Origin of the sequence: Sphingomonas sp. PWP1-2 (assembly GCF_049898305.1) — a bacterium.
GTDB classification, from domain to species: Bacteria; Pseudomonadota; Alphaproteobacteria; order Sphingomonadales; family Sphingomonadaceae; genus Sphingomonas; species Sphingomonas glacialis.
In genome coordinates this window covers 175,060-190,776 of sequence record NZ_JAFCXM010000005.1, presented here as the reverse complement: position 1 = coordinate 190,776, position 15,717 = coordinate 175,060, and the positions used below count along the sequence as shown (strand labels likewise).

13 protein-coding genes and 1 pseudogene are annotated in these 15,717 nt (G+C 67.9%); 9 read left to right on the top strand and 5 right to left on the bottom strand.

All coding sequences use genetic code 11. From position 1 onward, the window contains the following. Nucleotides 1-156 precede the first annotated feature (156 nt). Genes rimO through ACP7C5_RS14165 form a run of 3 tightly spaced genes read left to right on the top strand, consistent with a single transcriptional unit; the run spans nt 157 to nt 3,308 of the window. A complete protein-coding gene (rimO, locus tag ACP7C5_RS14175; protein ID WP_426264747.1) occupies nt 157-1,488 on the top strand; it encodes a 30S ribosomal protein S12 methylthiotransferase RimO in 1,332 nt (443 codons plus the stop codon). Nucleotides 1,489-1,533: 45 nt separating this feature from the next. After that, nucleotides 1,534-2,925 (top strand): leucyl aminopeptidase family protein, encoded by a 1,392-nt coding sequence (locus ACP7C5_RS14170; RefSeq protein WP_426264746.1) that lies wholly within the window; start codon nt 1,534-1,536, stop codon nt 2,923-2,925. Beyond that, a complete protein-coding gene (locus ACP7C5_RS14165) occupies nt 2,922-3,308 on the top strand; it encodes a hypothetical protein (RefSeq protein WP_426264745.1) in 387 nt (128 codons plus the stop codon). Before ACP7C5_RS14170 ends, ACP7C5_RS14165 begins: the two co-directional genes overlap by 4 nt. A 113-nt stretch (nt 3,309-3,421) precedes the next feature. Here the strand turns inward: ACP7C5_RS14165 and ACP7C5_RS14160 are convergent, their stop codons facing one another. Then, nucleotides 3,422-3,847 (bottom strand): hypothetical protein, encoded by a 426-nt coding sequence (locus ACP7C5_RS14160; RefSeq protein WP_322159728.1) that lies wholly within the window; start codon nt 3,845-3,847, stop codon nt 3,422-3,424. 416 nt (nt 3,848-4,263) lie between these two features. Between ACP7C5_RS14160 and ACP7C5_RS14155 the strand changes: the two genes are divergently transcribed. Beyond that, nucleotides 4,264-4,746 (top strand): hypothetical protein, encoded by a 483-nt coding sequence (locus tag ACP7C5_RS14155; RefSeq protein ID WP_426264744.1) that lies wholly within the window; start codon nt 4,264-4,266, stop codon nt 4,744-4,746. A gap of 189 nt (nt 4,747-4,935) precedes the next feature. Here ACP7C5_RS14155 and ACP7C5_RS14150 read toward each other — a convergent pair whose 3' ends face one another. Then, nucleotides 4,936-5,535, bottom strand: a complete 600-nt coding sequence (locus ACP7C5_RS14150) for a hypothetical protein (protein WP_426264743.1) — start codon at nt 5,533-5,535, stop codon at nt 4,936-4,938. A 13-nt stretch (nt 5,536-5,548) separates the two neighbouring features. Further along, the gene (gene tpiA, locus ACP7C5_RS14145) at nt 5,549-6,286 is read right to left on the bottom strand and encodes a triose-phosphate isomerase (RefSeq protein ID WP_426264742.1); all 738 of its coding nucleotides are present in this window, start codon (nt 6,284-6,286) and stop codon (nt 5,549-5,551) included. Nucleotides 6,287-6,431: 145 nt separating this feature from the next. On the opposite strand from tpiA, the gene ACP7C5_RS14140 reads away from it, so the two are divergent. Together ACP7C5_RS14140 and trpE are read left to right on the top strand one after the other, a co-directional pair. Beyond that, the gene (locus tag ACP7C5_RS14140) at nt 6,432-8,390 is read left to right on the top strand and encodes a SurA N-terminal domain-containing protein (RefSeq protein WP_426264741.1); all 1,959 of its coding nucleotides are present in this window, start codon (nt 6,432-6,434) and stop codon (nt 8,388-8,390) included. Continuing rightward, nucleotides 8,374-9,897, top strand: a complete 1,524-nt coding sequence (trpE, locus tag ACP7C5_RS14135) for an anthranilate synthase component I (protein WP_426264740.1) — start codon at nt 8,374-8,376, stop codon at nt 9,895-9,897. Before ACP7C5_RS14140 ends, trpE begins: the two co-directional genes overlap by 17 nt. A gap of 14 nt (nt 9,898-9,911) precedes the next feature. Here trpE and ACP7C5_RS14130 read toward each other — a convergent pair whose 3' ends face one another. Continuing rightward, the gene (locus tag ACP7C5_RS14130) at nt 9,912-10,355 is read right to left on the bottom strand and encodes a hypothetical protein (protein ID WP_322159739.1); all 444 of its coding nucleotides are present in this window, start codon (nt 10,353-10,355) and stop codon (nt 9,912-9,914) included. Between the two features lie 110 nt (nt 10,356-10,465). On the opposite strand from ACP7C5_RS14130, the pseudogene ACP7C5_RS14125 reads away from it, so the two are divergent. From ACP7C5_RS14125 to trpC, 3 genes and pseudogenes are all read left to right on the top strand, one after another. Continuing rightward, nucleotides 10,466-11,056 (top strand): annotated as a pseudogene (locus ACP7C5_RS14125) (anthranilate synthase component II); the annotation flags it as partial. An 86-nt stretch (nt 11,057-11,142) separates the two neighbouring features. Then, nucleotides 11,143-12,138, top strand: coding sequence for an anthranilate phosphoribosyltransferase (gene trpD, locus ACP7C5_RS14120; protein ID WP_426264739.1), 996 nt, complete (start codon nt 11,143-11,145; stop codon nt 12,136-12,138). Continuing rightward, the gene (gene trpC / locus ACP7C5_RS14115) at nt 12,135-12,923 is read left to right on the top strand and encodes an indole-3-glycerol phosphate synthase TrpC (protein ID WP_426264738.1); all 789 of its coding nucleotides are present in this window, start codon (nt 12,135-12,137) and stop codon (nt 12,921-12,923) included. The genes trpD and trpC overlap by 4 nt, the downstream gene beginning before the upstream one ends. 197 nt (nt 12,924-13,120) lie before the next feature. Here trpC and ACP7C5_RS14110 read toward each other — a convergent pair whose 3' ends face one another. After that, nucleotides 13,121-15,469 carry a TonB-dependent receptor gene (locus ACP7C5_RS14110; RefSeq protein WP_426264737.1) on the bottom strand — a complete coding sequence of 783 codons (2,349 nt, stop codon included), beginning with the start codon at nt 15,467-15,469 and terminating at the stop codon, nt 13,121-13,123. Nucleotides 15,470-15,717 lie beyond the last annotated feature (248 nt).

The following is a 15,717-nucleotide window of genomic DNA, read 5'->3' as shown; positions in this document are numbered from 1 at the left end:
CCAGCCAGGATGCGCGATGGGTCATGCGGTCGAGGGAATAAATGCGATCGCGCCACCGCGATAGCCAAGAATCGGCCGGCCAGATCACGCGCACGCAGCGCCGCGACGGCTAGCGCTGGAAAATTCGCGCGAACACGCCTATGTGCCGCCGTTCCCATGGCAACAACACTCCCCTCCCCGCCGAAGATCGGCATGGTCTCGCTCGGCTGTCCCAAGAATCTGGTCGATAGCGAGCGGATCCTGACCAAGCTGCGCTCCGATGGCTATGCCATGTCGCCCGATTATGCCGGGGCCGACGTCGTGCTCGTCAACACCTGCGGCTTCCTCGATTCGGCGAAGGAAGAGTCGCTCGAAGCGATCGGCGAAGCGATCGCCGAGAATGGCCGAGTCATCGTCACGGGCTGCATGGGCAAGGAAGCGGAGATGATCCGCGCCAAATTCCCCGGCATCCTCGCCGTCACCGGCGCGCATCAATATGAGGAAGTCGTCGGCGCAGTGCACGAAGCGGCACCGATGCCGCCGAGCGCGTTTCTCAACCTCGTTCCCGACAGCGGCCTCAAGCTCACCCCGCGCCACTACAGCTATCTGAAGATCAGCGAAGGCTGCAACCACCGCTGCAGCTTCTGCATCATCCCGTCCTTGCGCGGCGACCTCGTCAGCCGCCGCCCCGACGCGATCCTGCGCGAAGCCGAGAAGCTGATCGAAGCCGGCACCAAGGAATTGCTGGTCATCAGCCAGGACACCTCGGCCTACGGCGTCGACATCCGTCACCAGCCGCGGATGTGGCACGGCGAGGAAGTCCGCGCGCACATGACCGATCTGTCGCGCGAACTCGGCAAGCTCGGCGCCTGGGTGCGCCTCCACTACGTCTACCCGTACCCGCATGTCGACCAGGTCATCCCGCTGATGGCCGAGGGGCTGATCCTCCCGTATCTCGACATCCCGTTCCAGCACGCCAGCCGCAACGTGCTGAAACTGATGAAGCGCCCGGCGAACGAAACCAAGGTGCTCGAGCGCATCAAGACTTGGCGGACGATCGCGCCCGACATCGCGATCCGCTCGACCTTCGTCGTCGGCTTCCCCGGCGAGACCGAGGACGACTTCGCCTATCTGATGGACTGGCTCGAGGAAGCGCAGCTCGACCGCGTCGGCGCGTTCCGCTTCGAGCCGGTCGAAGGCGCCGCCGCCAACGACCTTCCCAACCACGTCCCCGAGGAAATAAAGGAAGAGCGCTACGCCCGCTTGATGGACCTCACCGCGCGCATCTCGGCCGACAAGCTCCAGGCCAAGGTCGGCCGCACGCTCGACGTCATCATCGACGCGGTCGATGAAGAGGGCGGCGCCACCGGCCGCTCGAAGGCCGACGCGCCCGAGATCGACGGCGAGGTCTTCCTGCGCGACGCCGGCCACCTCAAGCAGGGCGACATCGTGCCGGTCAGCATCGAGGATGCCGACGAACACGACCTATACGGCGTGCCGCTCGCGTAACCACGCGCGGGTTGCGCCCCGGCGCTGCGCTTCCGATAAAGGGGTATGACCTTCGACCCCGCAGCGTTGCTGCAACCCGATCGCGGCCAGCCCGCGCGCCTCATCCATGTCGTTCGCCCCGAGGCGTGGGAGGCGTGGCTCGGCGCGCAACCGCCGCGGATCCGCACCGTGGTCGCCGCCCACCGGCTGACCGGCAAGCCAGGCAACCGCGCCGTCCTGCCTGGCGAGAAGCCCGAGGATTGGGCGATGCTGCTCGTCTGCAACGAAAGCCTCGACTCGCCGTGGCGGATCGCCTCGCTCGGCGAGCAATTGCCCGAGGGGACGTATCGCCTCGCCGATGGCGAGCCCGGCGCGGCGATGCTCGGCTGGTGCCTCGCGCAGCATAAGTTTGATCGCTATCGCAGCGAGGAGACCCTGGTCGGCGCGCGCGTACTGCTCACCGGCGAGCCCGCGCGGATCGAGGAAACCGTTCGCCTCGCCCGCGCCACCGCCAAGGTGCGCGACCTCGTCAACACCGCCGCCGCCGATCTCGGCCCAGCCGAGCTCGAAGCCGAGGCGCAGCAGCTCGCCCAGGCGCACGGCGCGACCGTGGCCGTGACGAAGGGCGACGCACTCGAAAAGGGCTATCCGATGATCCACGCGGTCGGCCAGGCCGCCGCACGCGGGCGCGAGCCGCGGCTGATCGAGCTCGAATGGGGCAACCCCGCGCATCCCCGCATCGCGATCGTCGGCAAAGGCGTGTGCTTCGATTCGGGCGGGCTCGATATCAAGCCGTCGTCGGGCATGCGGCTGATGAAGAAGGACATGGGCGGCGCGGCGCACGCGCTCGCGCTTGCCGGACTGGTGATGGCGGCGCGGCTGCCGGTGCGGCTGCACTTGCTGATCCCCGCGGTCGAGAACAGCATTGCGGGCAACGCCTTCCGCCCGGGTGACGTGCTCCGCACGCGCAAGGGGCTGACGGTCGAGAACACCAACACCGATGCCGAAGGGCGGCTCGTGCTCGGCGACGCGCTGACGCGCGCGGTCGAGGAAAACCCAACGCTGATCCTCGATTTCGCGACGCTCACCGGCGCGGCGCGCGTCGCGCTCGGGCCCGATCTACCCGCGACCTTCGCCAATGACGAAACGCTGGCGGCGGCGTTGCTAGCCGCAGGGAGCGCGGTCGGCGATCCGCTGTGGCGGCTGCCGCTGTGGGACGGGTACGACGACATGCTGTCGTCGGACATCGCGGACCTGGTCAACGCCCCCGACGGCGGTTTCGCCGGATCGGTGACCGCCGCGCTGTTCCTGCGCCGCTTCGTGCCCGAGGGCACGCCCTGGGCGCATTTCGACACCTTCGCGTGGCGCCCGAGTTCGAAGCCCGGTCGCCCCAAGGGCGGCGAGGCGCTCGGCCTGCGCGCGGCCTGGGCGATGCTCAAGGGGCGCTTCCCGGCATGATCTACATCCTGATCAACCTCGTGCCGATCCTCGTCGCGACGCTGATCGGGCTCATGCTGGGGGCCGCCTATCACGTGGCGTTCGGGCGCGGGCGCGTGGCAGTCAGCGCGATCGTCGTGGCCGCACTCGGCCTGTTCTGGTTCGCCGCGATCCTCGCCGGCGCGCTGATCCTCGCGCCCCCCAAGGCGGCACCATGGATCATGGCGGTGGGGAGCGCAGTGGTGATCTGGGCGGGGTTCGTGCTGCCGGTGGTGGCGGTCACGCAGCGCTATCATGGCGTGGCGGCGCGGCGGATCATTGGCGACAGCCTGTTCTGGCTGGTGACGATGGTGGCGCAGGCAGTGGCGATGAAGCTGATCGGGCTGGTCCCGCCGCCGGTTTGATGTCGGCGAGCGGTTGAACGTCGATTATTGGTGGTAAGCGGACATTCCGCTCAAGGTGCTGTTATTAGTCCGGGCCACTCGTCCCGTGGTGGTGGTCAGCGAACATCCCAGCTTTACCGTGCCGGCTGCACGCTAGCGGCCTTCGGTGGTGCACGATCACCCTCGTAATACATGCTCATGCACAGGCATCCGATCGCCATGCCGATCAGGCCCATCGCGATCTGCACGTCCAGCTTGGTGCGGCGTAGGACAGGCCGGCGCTGGGTCAGTCCGTCGATCAGCCGAACGTTGGCACCGACCGACGTAATGGCGGCTAACCCAAAGAGGATCACTGACAGCCACACGACGCGCGACGCGTTCTGGAGCAAACTGCCGATCAACGTCACCGAGAGCCCTGCGCCGGCGATGCCGACCGTCGCCAGCTGATCGAAGATCTTCGATTGAAGCTCGTAAGGAAGGTCCGCCGATACGGACTCGGGCCGCTCCTCGATGAAGTCAGCGCCCGGCTTCAGCCGGAGTCTATAGAAGAAATCTAGCACGTGCCGCTCCCGATCAAGACCCAAAATCTCGCGGGTCGATAGTCGCAGGGTTGTTGCTCAAGGTCGATACCGAGCGTCCGCTGTCGGGATGGCCATCAGGCAAGCTGGACGTCCGGTTCTGGTCGATCTCCGCCTATCCCCTTTTGCGTCAGAACGCGGGCGTCGTCGCGTCGGGAACGGGGGTCGCGCTCGCGGAGCGCGGACGCGACGGATCGCGGCGGACAGCCTATCCCTGCTGGTGACGGTGATCGCGCAGGCACTGGCGAGGAAACTGATCCAACGGGTCCCGCCGGCGGCGGGATCGTCGCTACGGTGGGCGCACGGGTATCGCTGGCGCGCCCCGTCGAAATGGGCGAAGCTCGCGATCGAAAGGACCGTCGGAAAATGACTCGCAGTCGGGATCACGGCCCATGCTGATGGCGGCATCGCTCCTGCTCCAATTCTCGGTCGCGACGATGGGGTTGATCGCGCACCCATATACGACGCTCTCCGTCTATCCGTCGTCGCGACCGCGATCTGGACCGGAAACCGAGCAGGCGCATTGGGCGGTGCAGCCGACGGCGAAACAGATCGCAGCGATGCCAGCAGCGCATTTCACCGGCGGCGCGCGCGCCATGGTGTATTGCAAGGTCGCTGCGCGGGGGACGCTCAACGGCTGCACGATCGAAGCGGTCGAACCCCATCGTCAGGAGGTCCGGTCGTCCGCCCTTGGCGCGACCGCCCTCTACCGTCTGACCGCAGAGGACAGGCTGAAGGTGCGGCAGTCGAAGCAGCCCCCGTACGTTGCCTTGGTCCTGGTGTTTCCCGACAAGCGCGGGCGGCTGCCTACGGACTGCAACCCCGCCTTCGGGTGTGCGCCGTATATCATCGGCCCGCCGCGCGGAAAACCGCGCTCCTGACGTCGGTATCGGGTCACGATTTCCCATGACGCTGTCCTACATGTCGGCGGTTATGATATAGACTGTTCTGCTCTTTGACATCGTCGGACCGGCAGGACTGGATTGGCACGAAAACGGAAACGATCGCGACTGTAAACACCGCGTCTTGGGATCAATCGAGTCAACCGCCCGGCGCCGCGCCCCAAACGATCAGCCAGCGCCCCGCCCCTTCCGCCAGCGCGCCATAGCCGTGTCGTAACGGTCGCGCTCGGCAGCGAGCGCTGCGCTCAGCGCCTTGCCCTCGCGGTCGTGCTGCGCGTCGAGATCGCGCCGCTCGCGGTCGAGCGCGTGTTGGCGGGCGACGAGCTTGGCGTCGGCGGCGCGGTAGCTGCCTTCGAGATCGGCGAGCGCCTGCTCGGCGGCGGCAAGCGCTTCGCTCGAGGGCTTGGGCGGTGGTTCGGGTTTGGGCTCGGCTTTGCGCGGAGCCGACGCCACCCGCTTGGCCCCGCCCCGACGGACGTTGGCGCGCTCGGCCGGCACATCCTCCCCCGCCTTAGCCGCCCGCGCCGGTAGCGCCGGCAACGCCGCGATCTGCTCGGCGCTCGTCCCGCGCGAACGCTTGATCACCTCGCCCGGATGCGCCAGCGGCTCGGCCATCAATGCGGGATCGCTCACTTCCTGCGCGATCCCGCGCGCGAACAGATCGTGCTCGCTCCCCCACGCCGCAAGCGCGGCCTTGCGGCTCGGCGCTGCGACATAGGCGTCATGGAACCCGGCCGGCACGACGAAGACCTTGAGCTTCCGCGCCATGCCGAGGGTCCCGCTACGCCGCTTCGATGATCGGCACGAACTTCGCCGCGGTCAGGCTCGCGCCGCCGACCAGCGCGCCGTCGACATCCTCGGTCTCGAGGATCGCCGTCGCATTCGCCCCCGTCACCGACCCGCCATAGAGGATGCGGATCCCGTCGGCGGCATCGCCGACCAGCGTGCGCAGCTTGGCGCGAGCGATCGCATGGACTTCGCCGATCTCGTCGAGCGTCGGGGTGCGCCCCGTGCCGATCGCCCAGCGCGGTTCGTATGCCAGCGTCAGCCAGTCGCCCGTCGCGAGATCGGGGACCGATTTCTCGATCTGCGCCTGGACGACGCGCGCGGCACGGCCGGCGTCGCGCTCGGCATCGGTTTCGCCGACGCACAGGATCACGCCGAGCCCGTGGCGATGCGCCGCGCTCGCCTTGGCCCAGGCGTCCTGGCTCGTCTCGCCCTGGTCGGCGCGGCGTTCGCTATGCCCGACGATCGTGAAGCTTGCCCCCGCCTCGGCGAGCATCGCGGCGGACAGGCACCCGGTATGCGCGCCGCTTTCGGCGGCATGGACATCCTCGCCACCGAACGCGAAGCCCGGCACCAGCGCCACCGCAGGCGCGATCAGCGTCGCGGGCAGCGCGATCGACACGTCGACCCCGGGCGCCGCGCGCGCCGCCTCGGCGATCAGGACCAGTTCGGCCAAGGCGGCACGGTTGCCGTTCATCTTCCAGTTGCCTGCCACCAGCTTGCGTCGCGCCATCCTGCGTCTCTCCCGTTTTGATCGTTGCGCGACAGCGATACCGAAGCGTGCGCGCGGCACAAGTCCAACCGCCTGGGTTGATGCGACCTCGCCTGCCCCCTAAAGCAGCGGCACCACGCTCCAGACAGATTGGCCGTTTCCGACCATGCTCAGCTTTTTCCGCCGAATGATTGCCCACCGGTTCGGAGGCGCGATTGCGCTCGGCTTCGTCGCGTTGCTCGGCCTGGCATTCGTGCTGGGGGACCGCGCCGGCCTGTCGGGCAGCGCCAATCCTGTCGCCAAGGGCGATATCGTCGCCACCGTCGGCAAGAAGACGATCTCGGTCAGCGAGCTGCAGACTGCCGTTCAGCGCGACATGGACGGCTACCGCCAGCAGAACCCGACGCTCGACATGGCGCAGTTCGTCGCGGGCGGCGGGTTCGACGCGACGCTCGAGCGGCTGATCGATTCGACCGCCTATCGCCAGTATGCGCAGGCGCAGGGCATGGTCGTCGGCAAGCCCGCGGTCGATGCGGTGATCGCCGCGCAGCCTGGGCTTTCGGGGCTCGACGGCAAGTTCAGCCAGGAGAAGTATGAAGGCGTGCTGCGCCAGATCGGCATGACCGACGCCGACGTCCGGCTGCAGACCACCGACCAGATCCTCGTCAAGCAATTGTGGCAGTCGCCGCTCAAGGCCAACCAGGTCCCGCTCCAGCTCGCGCTCCCTTACGCCAGCCTGCTGCTCGAGAAGCGCGCCGGCACGATCGGCTTCATCCCGTCGCAGGCGGTGCCCGCCGGCGCCGTGCCGACCGATGCCGAGCTGAACACCTATTACACGCGCAACGCCTCGCGCTACCGCGTGCCCGAGCGCCGCGTCGTGCGCTATGCGCTCGTCAACACCGCCGCCGTTGCTGCCGCTGCGACGCCGACCGCAGCCGAGATCGCCGCTGCCTACCAGGCACAGTCGGGCAAATATGCCGCCGCCGATCTGCGCACGATCGTCCAGGTCGTCGTCGCCGACCAGACCGCGGCGAACGCGCTCGCCGCCAAGGTCCGCGCCGGTACCCCGATCGCACAGGCGGCAAAGGCCGCCGGGCTCGAGCCGGTGACGCTCACCGATACCACCAAGGCGGATTATGCCGCGCAGACCTCGCCGGCGATCGCGAACGCGGCGTTCGGTAGCAAGGCGGGCGACGTCGCAGGGCCGCTGCGCGCGCCGCTCGGCTTCATCGTGCTCAAGGTCGAGAGCCAGCGCGTTCGTGCCGCGACGACGCTCGCCGCCGCGACGCCAGAGCTGACCAAGACGCTCGCAACCCAGAAGACCGCCAAGCTGCTCACCGACAAGCGCAACGCGTTCGAGGATACGCTGTCGAAGACGAGCTTCGACGGGATCGTCGCGCAACAGAAGCTGGCCGTGCAGACGACGCCGGCGCTCCTCGCGAGCGGCCAGGATATCGCCAACCCAACCGCCAAGCCCGATCCTGCGATCGCGCCGATCCTCACCGCAGCGTTCGCCGCGCATGCCGGCGATTCGCCGCAGACGGTGCCGCTCGGCCAGGACGGCAGCTTCGCGCTGGTCACGCTCGACAAGATCGTGCCGGCCGCACCGCGCCCGCTCGCGCAGATCCGCGATCTCGTGATCCGCGACTTCGAGCTGGCGCGCGCGCAGAAGGCGGTCCGCCAGATCGCCGCGGGCGTCGTCGCCGCGGCCAATAAGGGCATGCCGCTGGCACAAGCCTTCGCCGCGACCAAGCTCAAGCTGCCGCCGCTCCGCCCGATCTCAGGTCCGCGTGCGCAGTTGCTCGCCGATCCGCGCGCGGTCTCGGCGCCGCTGCAGATGCTCTTCGCGATGCCGGCGAAGACGACCAAATTGCTCGAGGCGCCCAACAATGCCGGCTATCTGATCGTCCATCTCGACACGATCACGCCGGGCGACGCGAGCGCCAATCCCAAGGTCATCGCGGGAACGCAGAGCGATATCGGCAGCGTGATCGGCCGCGAATATGTCGCGCAGTTCGGCAAGGCGGTGCAGAACGCCGTCGGCACCAAGCGCAACACCTTGGCGATCGCCAAGCTCAAGGCGCAATTGATGGGCGGCGTGAGCGCAGATGACCAGCAGCCCTGATCGCGCCGACCGGGTCGCAGCCCGCGCCGCGTTGGCGGCGGGCAAGCCCGCACTGCTGTGGCAGCGGCAGGTCGCCGACACCGAGACGCCGGTCGCCGCCGCCCTCAAGCTGATCGAGCCCGGCCGCGGCGACTTCCTGCTCGAATCGGTCGAGGGTGGCGAGACGCGCGGGCGGCACAGCCTGATCGGGCTCGCCCCCGACCTGGTGTTCCGCGCGCACGGCGCAGAGGCCGCGATCAACGCCCACTGGCTGAGCGACCGCGACGCCTTCGCGCCATGCGACGCGCCGACGCTCGACGCTTTGCGCGCGCTCGTCGCGTCGTGCCGGATGGACGTGCCGGCCGAGCTGCCGCGCGCGCTCGCCTGCCTCGTCGGCTATTTCGGCTATGAGACGATCGGGCTGGTCGAGCGGCTCCCACGCCCAGCCAACGACGCGCTCGGCCTGCCCGACATGATGTTCGTGCGTCCGACGGTGATCCTGATCTTCGATCGGCTCGCCGATGCGCTGTTCCTCGTCGCGCCGGTCTGGCCCGATGCCAAGCGCACGCCCGAGGCGATCGTCGCCGAGGGCAGCGAGCGGATCGAGGCGACCGCCGCGCGGCTCGCCACCGCCCAGCTTCCCGCCCCCGTGCGCGCCCCCGCCGCGCAGGAGATCGCGCTGACGCCGACGCTCGCGCCGGGACGTTACGCCGAGATGGTCGCAGCGGCGAAGGACTATATCGTCGCGGGCGACATCTTCCAGGTGGTGCTCGCCCAGCGCTTCACCGCGCCGTTCACGCTGCCGCCGTTCGAGCTCTATCGCGCGCTGCGGCGGATCAACCCGTCGCCGTTCCTCTATCACCTCGACCTGCCCAGCTTCGCGCTGACCGGCTCGAGCCCCGAGATCCTCGTCCGCGTGCGCGACGGCGAAGTGACGATCCGCCCGATCGCGGGCACGCGCCCCCGCGGCAAGACCGCCGCCGAGGACGAAGCCAATCGCGTCGGCCTGCTCGCCGACCCCAAGGAGCGGGCCGAGCATCTGATGCTGCTCGATCTCGGTCGCAACGATGTCGGCCGCGTCGCCGAGTCGGGCAGCGTCACGGTCACCGCAAGCTACACCACCGAATTCTACAGCCATGTGATGCACATCGTGTCGAACGTCGTCGGCCGACTGTCGCCAGAGCATGACGCGATCGATGCGTTGCTCGCCGGCTTCCCCGCAGGCACCGTCAGCGGCGCGCCGAAGGTCCGCGCGTGCGAGATCATCGCCGAACTCGAGGACGCCGTGCGCGGGGCGTATGCCGGCGGCGTCGGCTATTTCTCGCCCGACGGTTCGATGGATTCGTGCATCGTGCTGCGGACCGCAGTGGTCAAGGACGGGATTATGCACGTCCAGGCCGGCGCCGGGATCGTCGCCGACAGCGTCGCCGAATACGAGCAACGCGAATGCGAGGCAAAGGCCGGTGCCTTGCTCGCCGCCGCGCGCGAGGCGATCGCGCGCGCGGCGGAGGTCAGTTTCGGGCAGTAATCAGCCGGCGGCGATCACGGGATCGCTGCCGCCTGGCGCTTGGCTTCGGCCTTTTCGGCGGCATATTGCTGCGCGCGCATCATCGCGCAGCCGGTCTGGCCGCCCGAACCCGTCGGCGAGCATGTGTCAGGCAAGCCTGCCGCACGACGGCCGACCTCATCGGCGACTGCGGCGCGATTGGCCCAGCTCTGGTTCTGCGCCGGGATCGGCTTGTCGTTGCGCAGTTCCTTCGGGATACGATACGGCTCGCCCTGGCGCGCGCACACCACGATCTCGGCATCGGGGTTGGTCGACTTGGGGCACGCCTGGTTCCCCGTCAGCGTGATCGAACGGATGCGCAGCGGGGGCTTGCCAGACTCGGCCTGCTTGGCGGCGGCGTCGTTCTGGTCCGCGGTCTGCGCGAAACTCGACATGGGTAGGACGGCCAGCGTCAAGGCGATGGCAAAGGGGCGCAGCATGGTGAAAAATCTCCTCGAGGATCAACAACGTCTGCCAGGCCAGCTTGATCCAAGCTGAACGCACACATTCGATCATTGTCGCTACACCACAAAAGCGGTAGCGGCGCGCTATGATCCGTGCACAGATCCTCGTCATCGACAATTATGACAGCTTCACCTGGAACCTCGTCCATTATCTGATGGAGCTTGGCGCCGAGGTGAAGGTCGTGCGCAATGACGCGATCACTGCGGCGGATGCGCTCGCGAGCAACGCCACCGGATTTCTCATTTCCCCCGGCCCAAAGACGCCGACCGAGGCGGGCGTGTCGCTCGATCTGGTTGCAGCGTGCGCCGACGCGGGACGGCCGCTGCTCGGCGTATGCCTCGGGCATCAGGCGATCGGCCAGCATTTCGGCGGCAGCGTGGTGCGCGGCGGGCTGATGCACGGCAAGACGTCGCCCGTGACGCATGACGGGTCGGGCGTGTTCGCCGGCCTCCCCTCGCCCTTCACCGCGACGCGCTATCATTCGTTGATCGTCGAGGATCTGCCCGATGCGCTGGTGGTGAATGCGCGCGCGGACGACGGCTCGGTGATGGGCGTACGCCACGTCACGCTGCCGATCCACGGCGTGCAGTTCCATCCCGAGAGCATCGCGACCGAGCATGGTCACGCATTGCTCGGCAATTTCCTGGCGGATGCGGGTATGATCCTCCCCTCCCGCTTGCGGGAGGGGCCGGGGGAGGGCCTGTTCGAGATGCACGGGACGGACTCCCCTCCCCTAACCCCTCCCGCAAGCGGGAGGGGAATTTGACGACCCTCGCCCTCCTCCCCGACCCGTCCTCCCCGCTGAGCCGGGAGTCCGCAGCGCAAGCGTTCGCCGACCTGCTCGACGGCCACGTCCCCGATGCGGCGATCGCGAGCTTCCTGATCGGGCTGACCGAACGCGGCGAGACCAGCATCGAAATCGCCGCGGCCGCACGCGCGCTGCGCGACCGGATGCTGCCGATCGCGGCCCCCGCCGGCGCGCTCGACGTTTGCGGCACCGGCGGAGACGGCCACCACACGCTCAACGTCTCGACCGCGGTGTCGATCGTCGTCGCGAGCACCGGCGTGCCCGTCGCCAAGCACGGCAACCGTGCGGCCTCCTCCAAGTCCGGCGCCGCCGATACGCTCGAGGCTTTGGGGCTCGACATGCACCGCGCCGGTCTCAACGCCGAGGCGAGCCTGAACGATATCGGCATCGCCTTCCTGTTCGCCGCCAACCACCACCCGGCGATGAAGCGCATCACCCCGATCCGCCAGAAGCTCGGTCGCCGCACGATCTTCAACCTGATGGGCCCGCTCGCCAATCCGGCGGGCGTCACACGCCAGCTGATCGGCATCGCCCGCCCCGATTATGCCGCGACCTACGCCGCCGCGCTCGAGCAACTCGGCACCGAAGCCGCGCTCGTCGTGTCGGGCGAGGAAGGCCTCGACGAACTGTCGAGCGCTGGCCCGAGCATCGCGGTCGCGGTCGGTACGATCGACCTCCCGCGCACGATCACGCCCGAGGATGCCGGCCTGCCGCGCCACCCGATCAGCGCGATCCGGGGCGGCGATGCCGTCCACAATGCCGCCGCCTTGCGCCGCCTGCTCACTGGCGAGACCGGTGCGTATCGCGATGCCGTCCTGCTCAACGCCGCCGCGGCGCTGATTGTCGCTGGCACCACGCACACCCTTCCCGAAGGCGTAGCCATCGCTGCCGAAGCGCTCGACAGCGGTTCGGCGAACGCCTTGCTCGATCGTTGGATCGCTTACTCATGACCGATATTCTCAACCGTATCCTCGAAACCAAGCGCGCCGACGTCGCCGCGCGCAAGGCGACCACCGCGCTGAGCGAACTCGACGCGCGGATCGCGGCCCAGTCACCACCGCGCGGCTTCCGCGCCGCGCTCGATGCGCGCGCAGCCGAGGGCGGCTACGCGCTGGTCGCCGAGATCAAGAAAGCGAGCCCGTCAAAGGGCCTGATCCGCGAGGATTTCGATCCGCCGGCGCATGCGCTCGCCTATCAGGCCGGCGGTGCCACGTGCCTGTCGGTGCTGACCGACGAAGCGTGGTTCCAGGGTTCGGACGGCTTCCTGACCGCAGCGCGCGGCGTGTGCGACCTGCCGGTGCTGCGCAAGGATTTCATGGTCGATCCGTGGCAGGTGCCCGAATCGCGTGGGCTCGGTGCCGACGCGATCCTGCTGATCATGTCGGCGCTCGATGACGTGACGCTCGCCGAGATCGAGGCGAGCGCGATCGAATGCGGGATGGACGTGCTCGTCGAAGTCCATTCGCAGGCCGAGATGGAGCGCGCGCTCAAGCTCAAGTCGCGGCTGATCGGCGTCAACAACCGAAACCTGCGCGACTTCACCGTCGATTTCGCGCGGACCTACGAGCTGGTGTCGAAGGCGCCCAAGGAATGCACCTTCGTCGCCGAAAGCGGCCTGACGACGCGCGCCGATCTCGATGCGATGGCCGAGCACGGCATTCGCTGCTTCCTGATCGGCGAGGCGCTGATGCGCCAGCAGGACGTCGAAGCCGCGACGCGCACGCTGGTCGGCTAGGCGGTCGGGCGACACCGCTTCGCCGGGCGGCCCCGGCTTAGACGTCTGACCAAACCTTCGTCATCCCCGCGAAAGCGGGGATCCCGCTGCCTTGCCCGGACACCAGCAGAAGAAGCGGGATCCTCGCCTTCGCGAGGATGACGGGGATGAGTCCGGATCGTAAGGGCGGGCCGCTACAGCGCCCCGCCCTCACCGCATCAGAACTTGCCGCTAAGCGTTACGCCGATGATCCGCGGGTCGTTGAATACCGCGGCATTATAGTTGTCGAGCACGCCCTTGAGGTTCTTCTCATTGGTCAGGTTGCGCACGAACACCGCCAGCTCATACTTGCTGTCGGGACCGGTATAGCCCGCCTTGAGCCCAGCCTCGAACGTGCCCTCCGACGTATATTCAACCGTCTTGTACGGCACGAAGCTGGTGTAGCCCTGCAACGTCACGTCGCCGCCGACGAACAGCTTGCCGCCATTGCCGAGCGGGAAGTCGTAGCGTGCGTTCGCGTCGAGCTGATACTTCGGCGCGTTGGGGAGCGCGTTGCCGTTGATCTGCGCGAGCGTGGCGGTCGTAACCCCTGCGGCGTTGCGGATCGCGATCGTCGGGTTGAGCACGGTGCAGGTCAGCGCCCCGTTGAGGAAGCACGCCGGGGTATAGACGCGCGTGTCGTTGATCTCGGTGTGCAGCACGCTGCCACCCAGACCCAGCGTGAAGTCGCGCACCGGGCGCCACGTCAGCTCGGCCTCGCCGCCCCACGCCTGCGCCTGGTTGGCGTTGAACAGCAGGCCGTTGTTGTTGGCATCGTTGCCGTTCAGCTGGATGTTGTGGACCTTGTAGTAGAAGCCCGTCGCGTTGAAGCGCAGCGTGTTGCCGAACAGGTTCGACTTGAAGCCTGCCTCGTACGACGTGATCGTCTCCGACCCCGCGGTCACGAATGCCGAGCTGAACACCGCGTTGCGGCCCTGGATCGTCGGCCCGCGGAAGCCGTGCGAGACGCGCGCGAACACGTTGACGTCGGGATCGACCGCATAGTTGAGGCTCGCTTCCCAGCTCGGCTGCGTGTCGGCGAGGCGGACGTTGGTCGCCGCGGTCGCCGGGAAGGTCGACACGCCCGCTGCGGTGCGCGGCGGGGTGACGAGGCGCGTCTTCTTCTCGTCATAGGTCACGCGCACGCCGCCGGTCAGCGTCAGCTTGGGGAGGATCTGATAGCTCGCCTGGCCGAAGCCCGCATACGACGTGTTGGTGTTGCGCAGCACGACGAAGTTGTTCGGGTTGGGATTGGTGCCGAACGAATTGTTGAGCAGGAAGAAGCCGCGCTGGTCGAACTCGGTCGTGTCGCGCGATTCGAAATAGATCCCGCCGATCTGCCACTTGAAGCGGCCCGTGCCGTTGCTCGCGAGGCGAACTTCCTCGCTCAGCTGGTCGAGATCGCGCACGCGGCCCTGGCTCTCGCCGTAGAACTTGCCGCCGGCGAAGTTGCTCGCAGCACCGCCATCGGTGTCACCACGGCTATAACCCTTGGTCGTCTCGTACGCGGTGATCGAGGTCAGCGTGACCGCGCCGAAATCGTTCTTCGCGTTGAACGAGCCGCCATAGGTCTTGTACGCCTGACGGTTACCGCCGCCCTCATCGAGCGCGACGCTCGCGCGCGGTGCCGCGCTGACGTCGTTGCTGCCGCGCAGGATCGCGCCGCGATGGAAGATCGTCGAGGTGCCCGAATAATCGCGCGCATGCGCCGAAACCAAGCCGGTGAAGCCGGTCTCGGGCGGGGTCAGCATCAGCTGGACGCGGATGTCCTTCTCTTCGAAGCCGCCGAGCTTGTCCTTGCCGCCGACGGTGCCGTCGTCGCTCGGGCCGGTATAGGTGTTGTCGATCCAGTTGTCGCGGCGCTGGTACAGGCCCGACACGCGGAAGCTCAGCACGTCCTTGACGATCGGACCGCCGACGCCGGCGTCGACGCTGACGGTGTTATACGTGCCATACGACGCGGTCGCGCGGCCGGTGAACTCGTTGGTCGGGCGGTTGGTGTCGAACTTGATGATGCCGGCCGTGGTGTTGCGGCCGAACAGCGTGCCCTGCGGCCCGCGCAGCACTTCGATCTGGTTGACGTCATAGACCGGGTTCGACTTGAGCACGACATGCTCGAGCACGACCTCGTCCTGGATGATCGACACCGGCTGCGATGCGCCGAGGTAGAAATCGATGTTGCCGAGACCGCGGATGTAGAAGCGCGGGAAGATCTTGCCGGTCGTCGTCTCGGCGTAGAGGCCGGGCACGCGGTTGGCGAGTTCGAGCAGCGTGTCGCTGCCGCCCGAGGTGTAGGTCCGCAGATCGGCACCCGACAGTACGCCGACCGACACGGGCACTTTCTGCAGATTTTCGCTGCGACGCTGCGCGGTGACGACGATGTCGCCGAGGCTGTCGCTCTCTGGCGCGGCCTCGACCGCGGCGACGGGCGCAGCGGCTTCCTGGGCGCTGGCCGAACCGATGCTGGCGATCGCGCCGAACGCGGTGCCGAGCAGAAGGAGCGCCTTGGCGGCGTGTGACTTGGACATGATGTTCCCCCGATAGATGAAATAGGCTGCCCACACCGTTCGCCGCAGCGGACTTGTTGTCCTGCGCGGCGACGCGTCCGCGCTCCTGCGTGGTGCGGTGTGACCCCGACCGCGCGGCTAGGTCGGGATTGTGACGCGATTATGACAGGTGTGCCGCCACATCTGCTTTGTCGGCTGGCTGTGGCTTTCGAGTTGCACCGGGGCCTGCACGACGCCGACCACGGCGCGATCGTCAGCGACAGTGCGCA

Coding starts and splice junctions, on each gene's coding strand:
- rimO (WP_426264747.1), top strand. CDS start 157: ATGGCAACAACACTCCCCTCCCCGCCGAAGATCGGCATGGTCTCGCTC.
- ACP7C5_RS14170 (WP_426264746.1), top strand. CDS start 1,534: ATGACCTTCGACCCCGCAGCGTTGCTGCAACCCGATCGCGGCCAGCCC.
- ACP7C5_RS14165 (WP_426264745.1), top strand. CDS start 2,922: ATGATCTACATCCTGATCAACCTCGTGCCGATCCTCGTCGCGACGCTG.
- ACP7C5_RS14155 (WP_426264744.1), top strand. CDS start 4,264: ATGGCGGCATCGCTCCTGCTCCAATTCTCGGTCGCGACGATGGGGTTG.
- ACP7C5_RS14150 (WP_426264743.1), bottom strand. CDS start 5,535: ATGGCGCGGAAGCTCAAGGTCTTCGTCGTGCCGGCCGGGTTCCATGAC.
- tpiA (WP_426264742.1), bottom strand. CDS start 6,286: ATGGCGCGACGCAAGCTGGTGGCAGGCAACTGGAAGATGAACGGCAAC.
- ACP7C5_RS14140 (WP_426264741.1), top strand. CDS start 6,432: ATGCTCAGCTTTTTCCGCCGAATGATTGCCCACCGGTTCGGAGGCGCG.
- trpE (WP_426264740.1), top strand. CDS start 8,374: ATGACCAGCAGCCCTGATCGCGCCGACCGGGTCGCAGCCCGCGCCGCG.
- ACP7C5_RS14130 (WP_322159739.1), bottom strand. CDS start 10,355: ATGCTGCGCCCCTTTGCCATCGCCTTGACGCTGGCCGTCCTACCCATG.
- trpC (WP_426264738.1), top strand. CDS start 12,135: ATGACCGATATTCTCAACCGTATCCTCGAAACCAAGCGCGCCGACGTC.
- ACP7C5_RS14110 (WP_426264737.1), bottom strand. CDS start 15,469: ATGTCCAAGTCACACGCCGCCAAGGCGCTCCTTCTGCTCGGCACCGCG.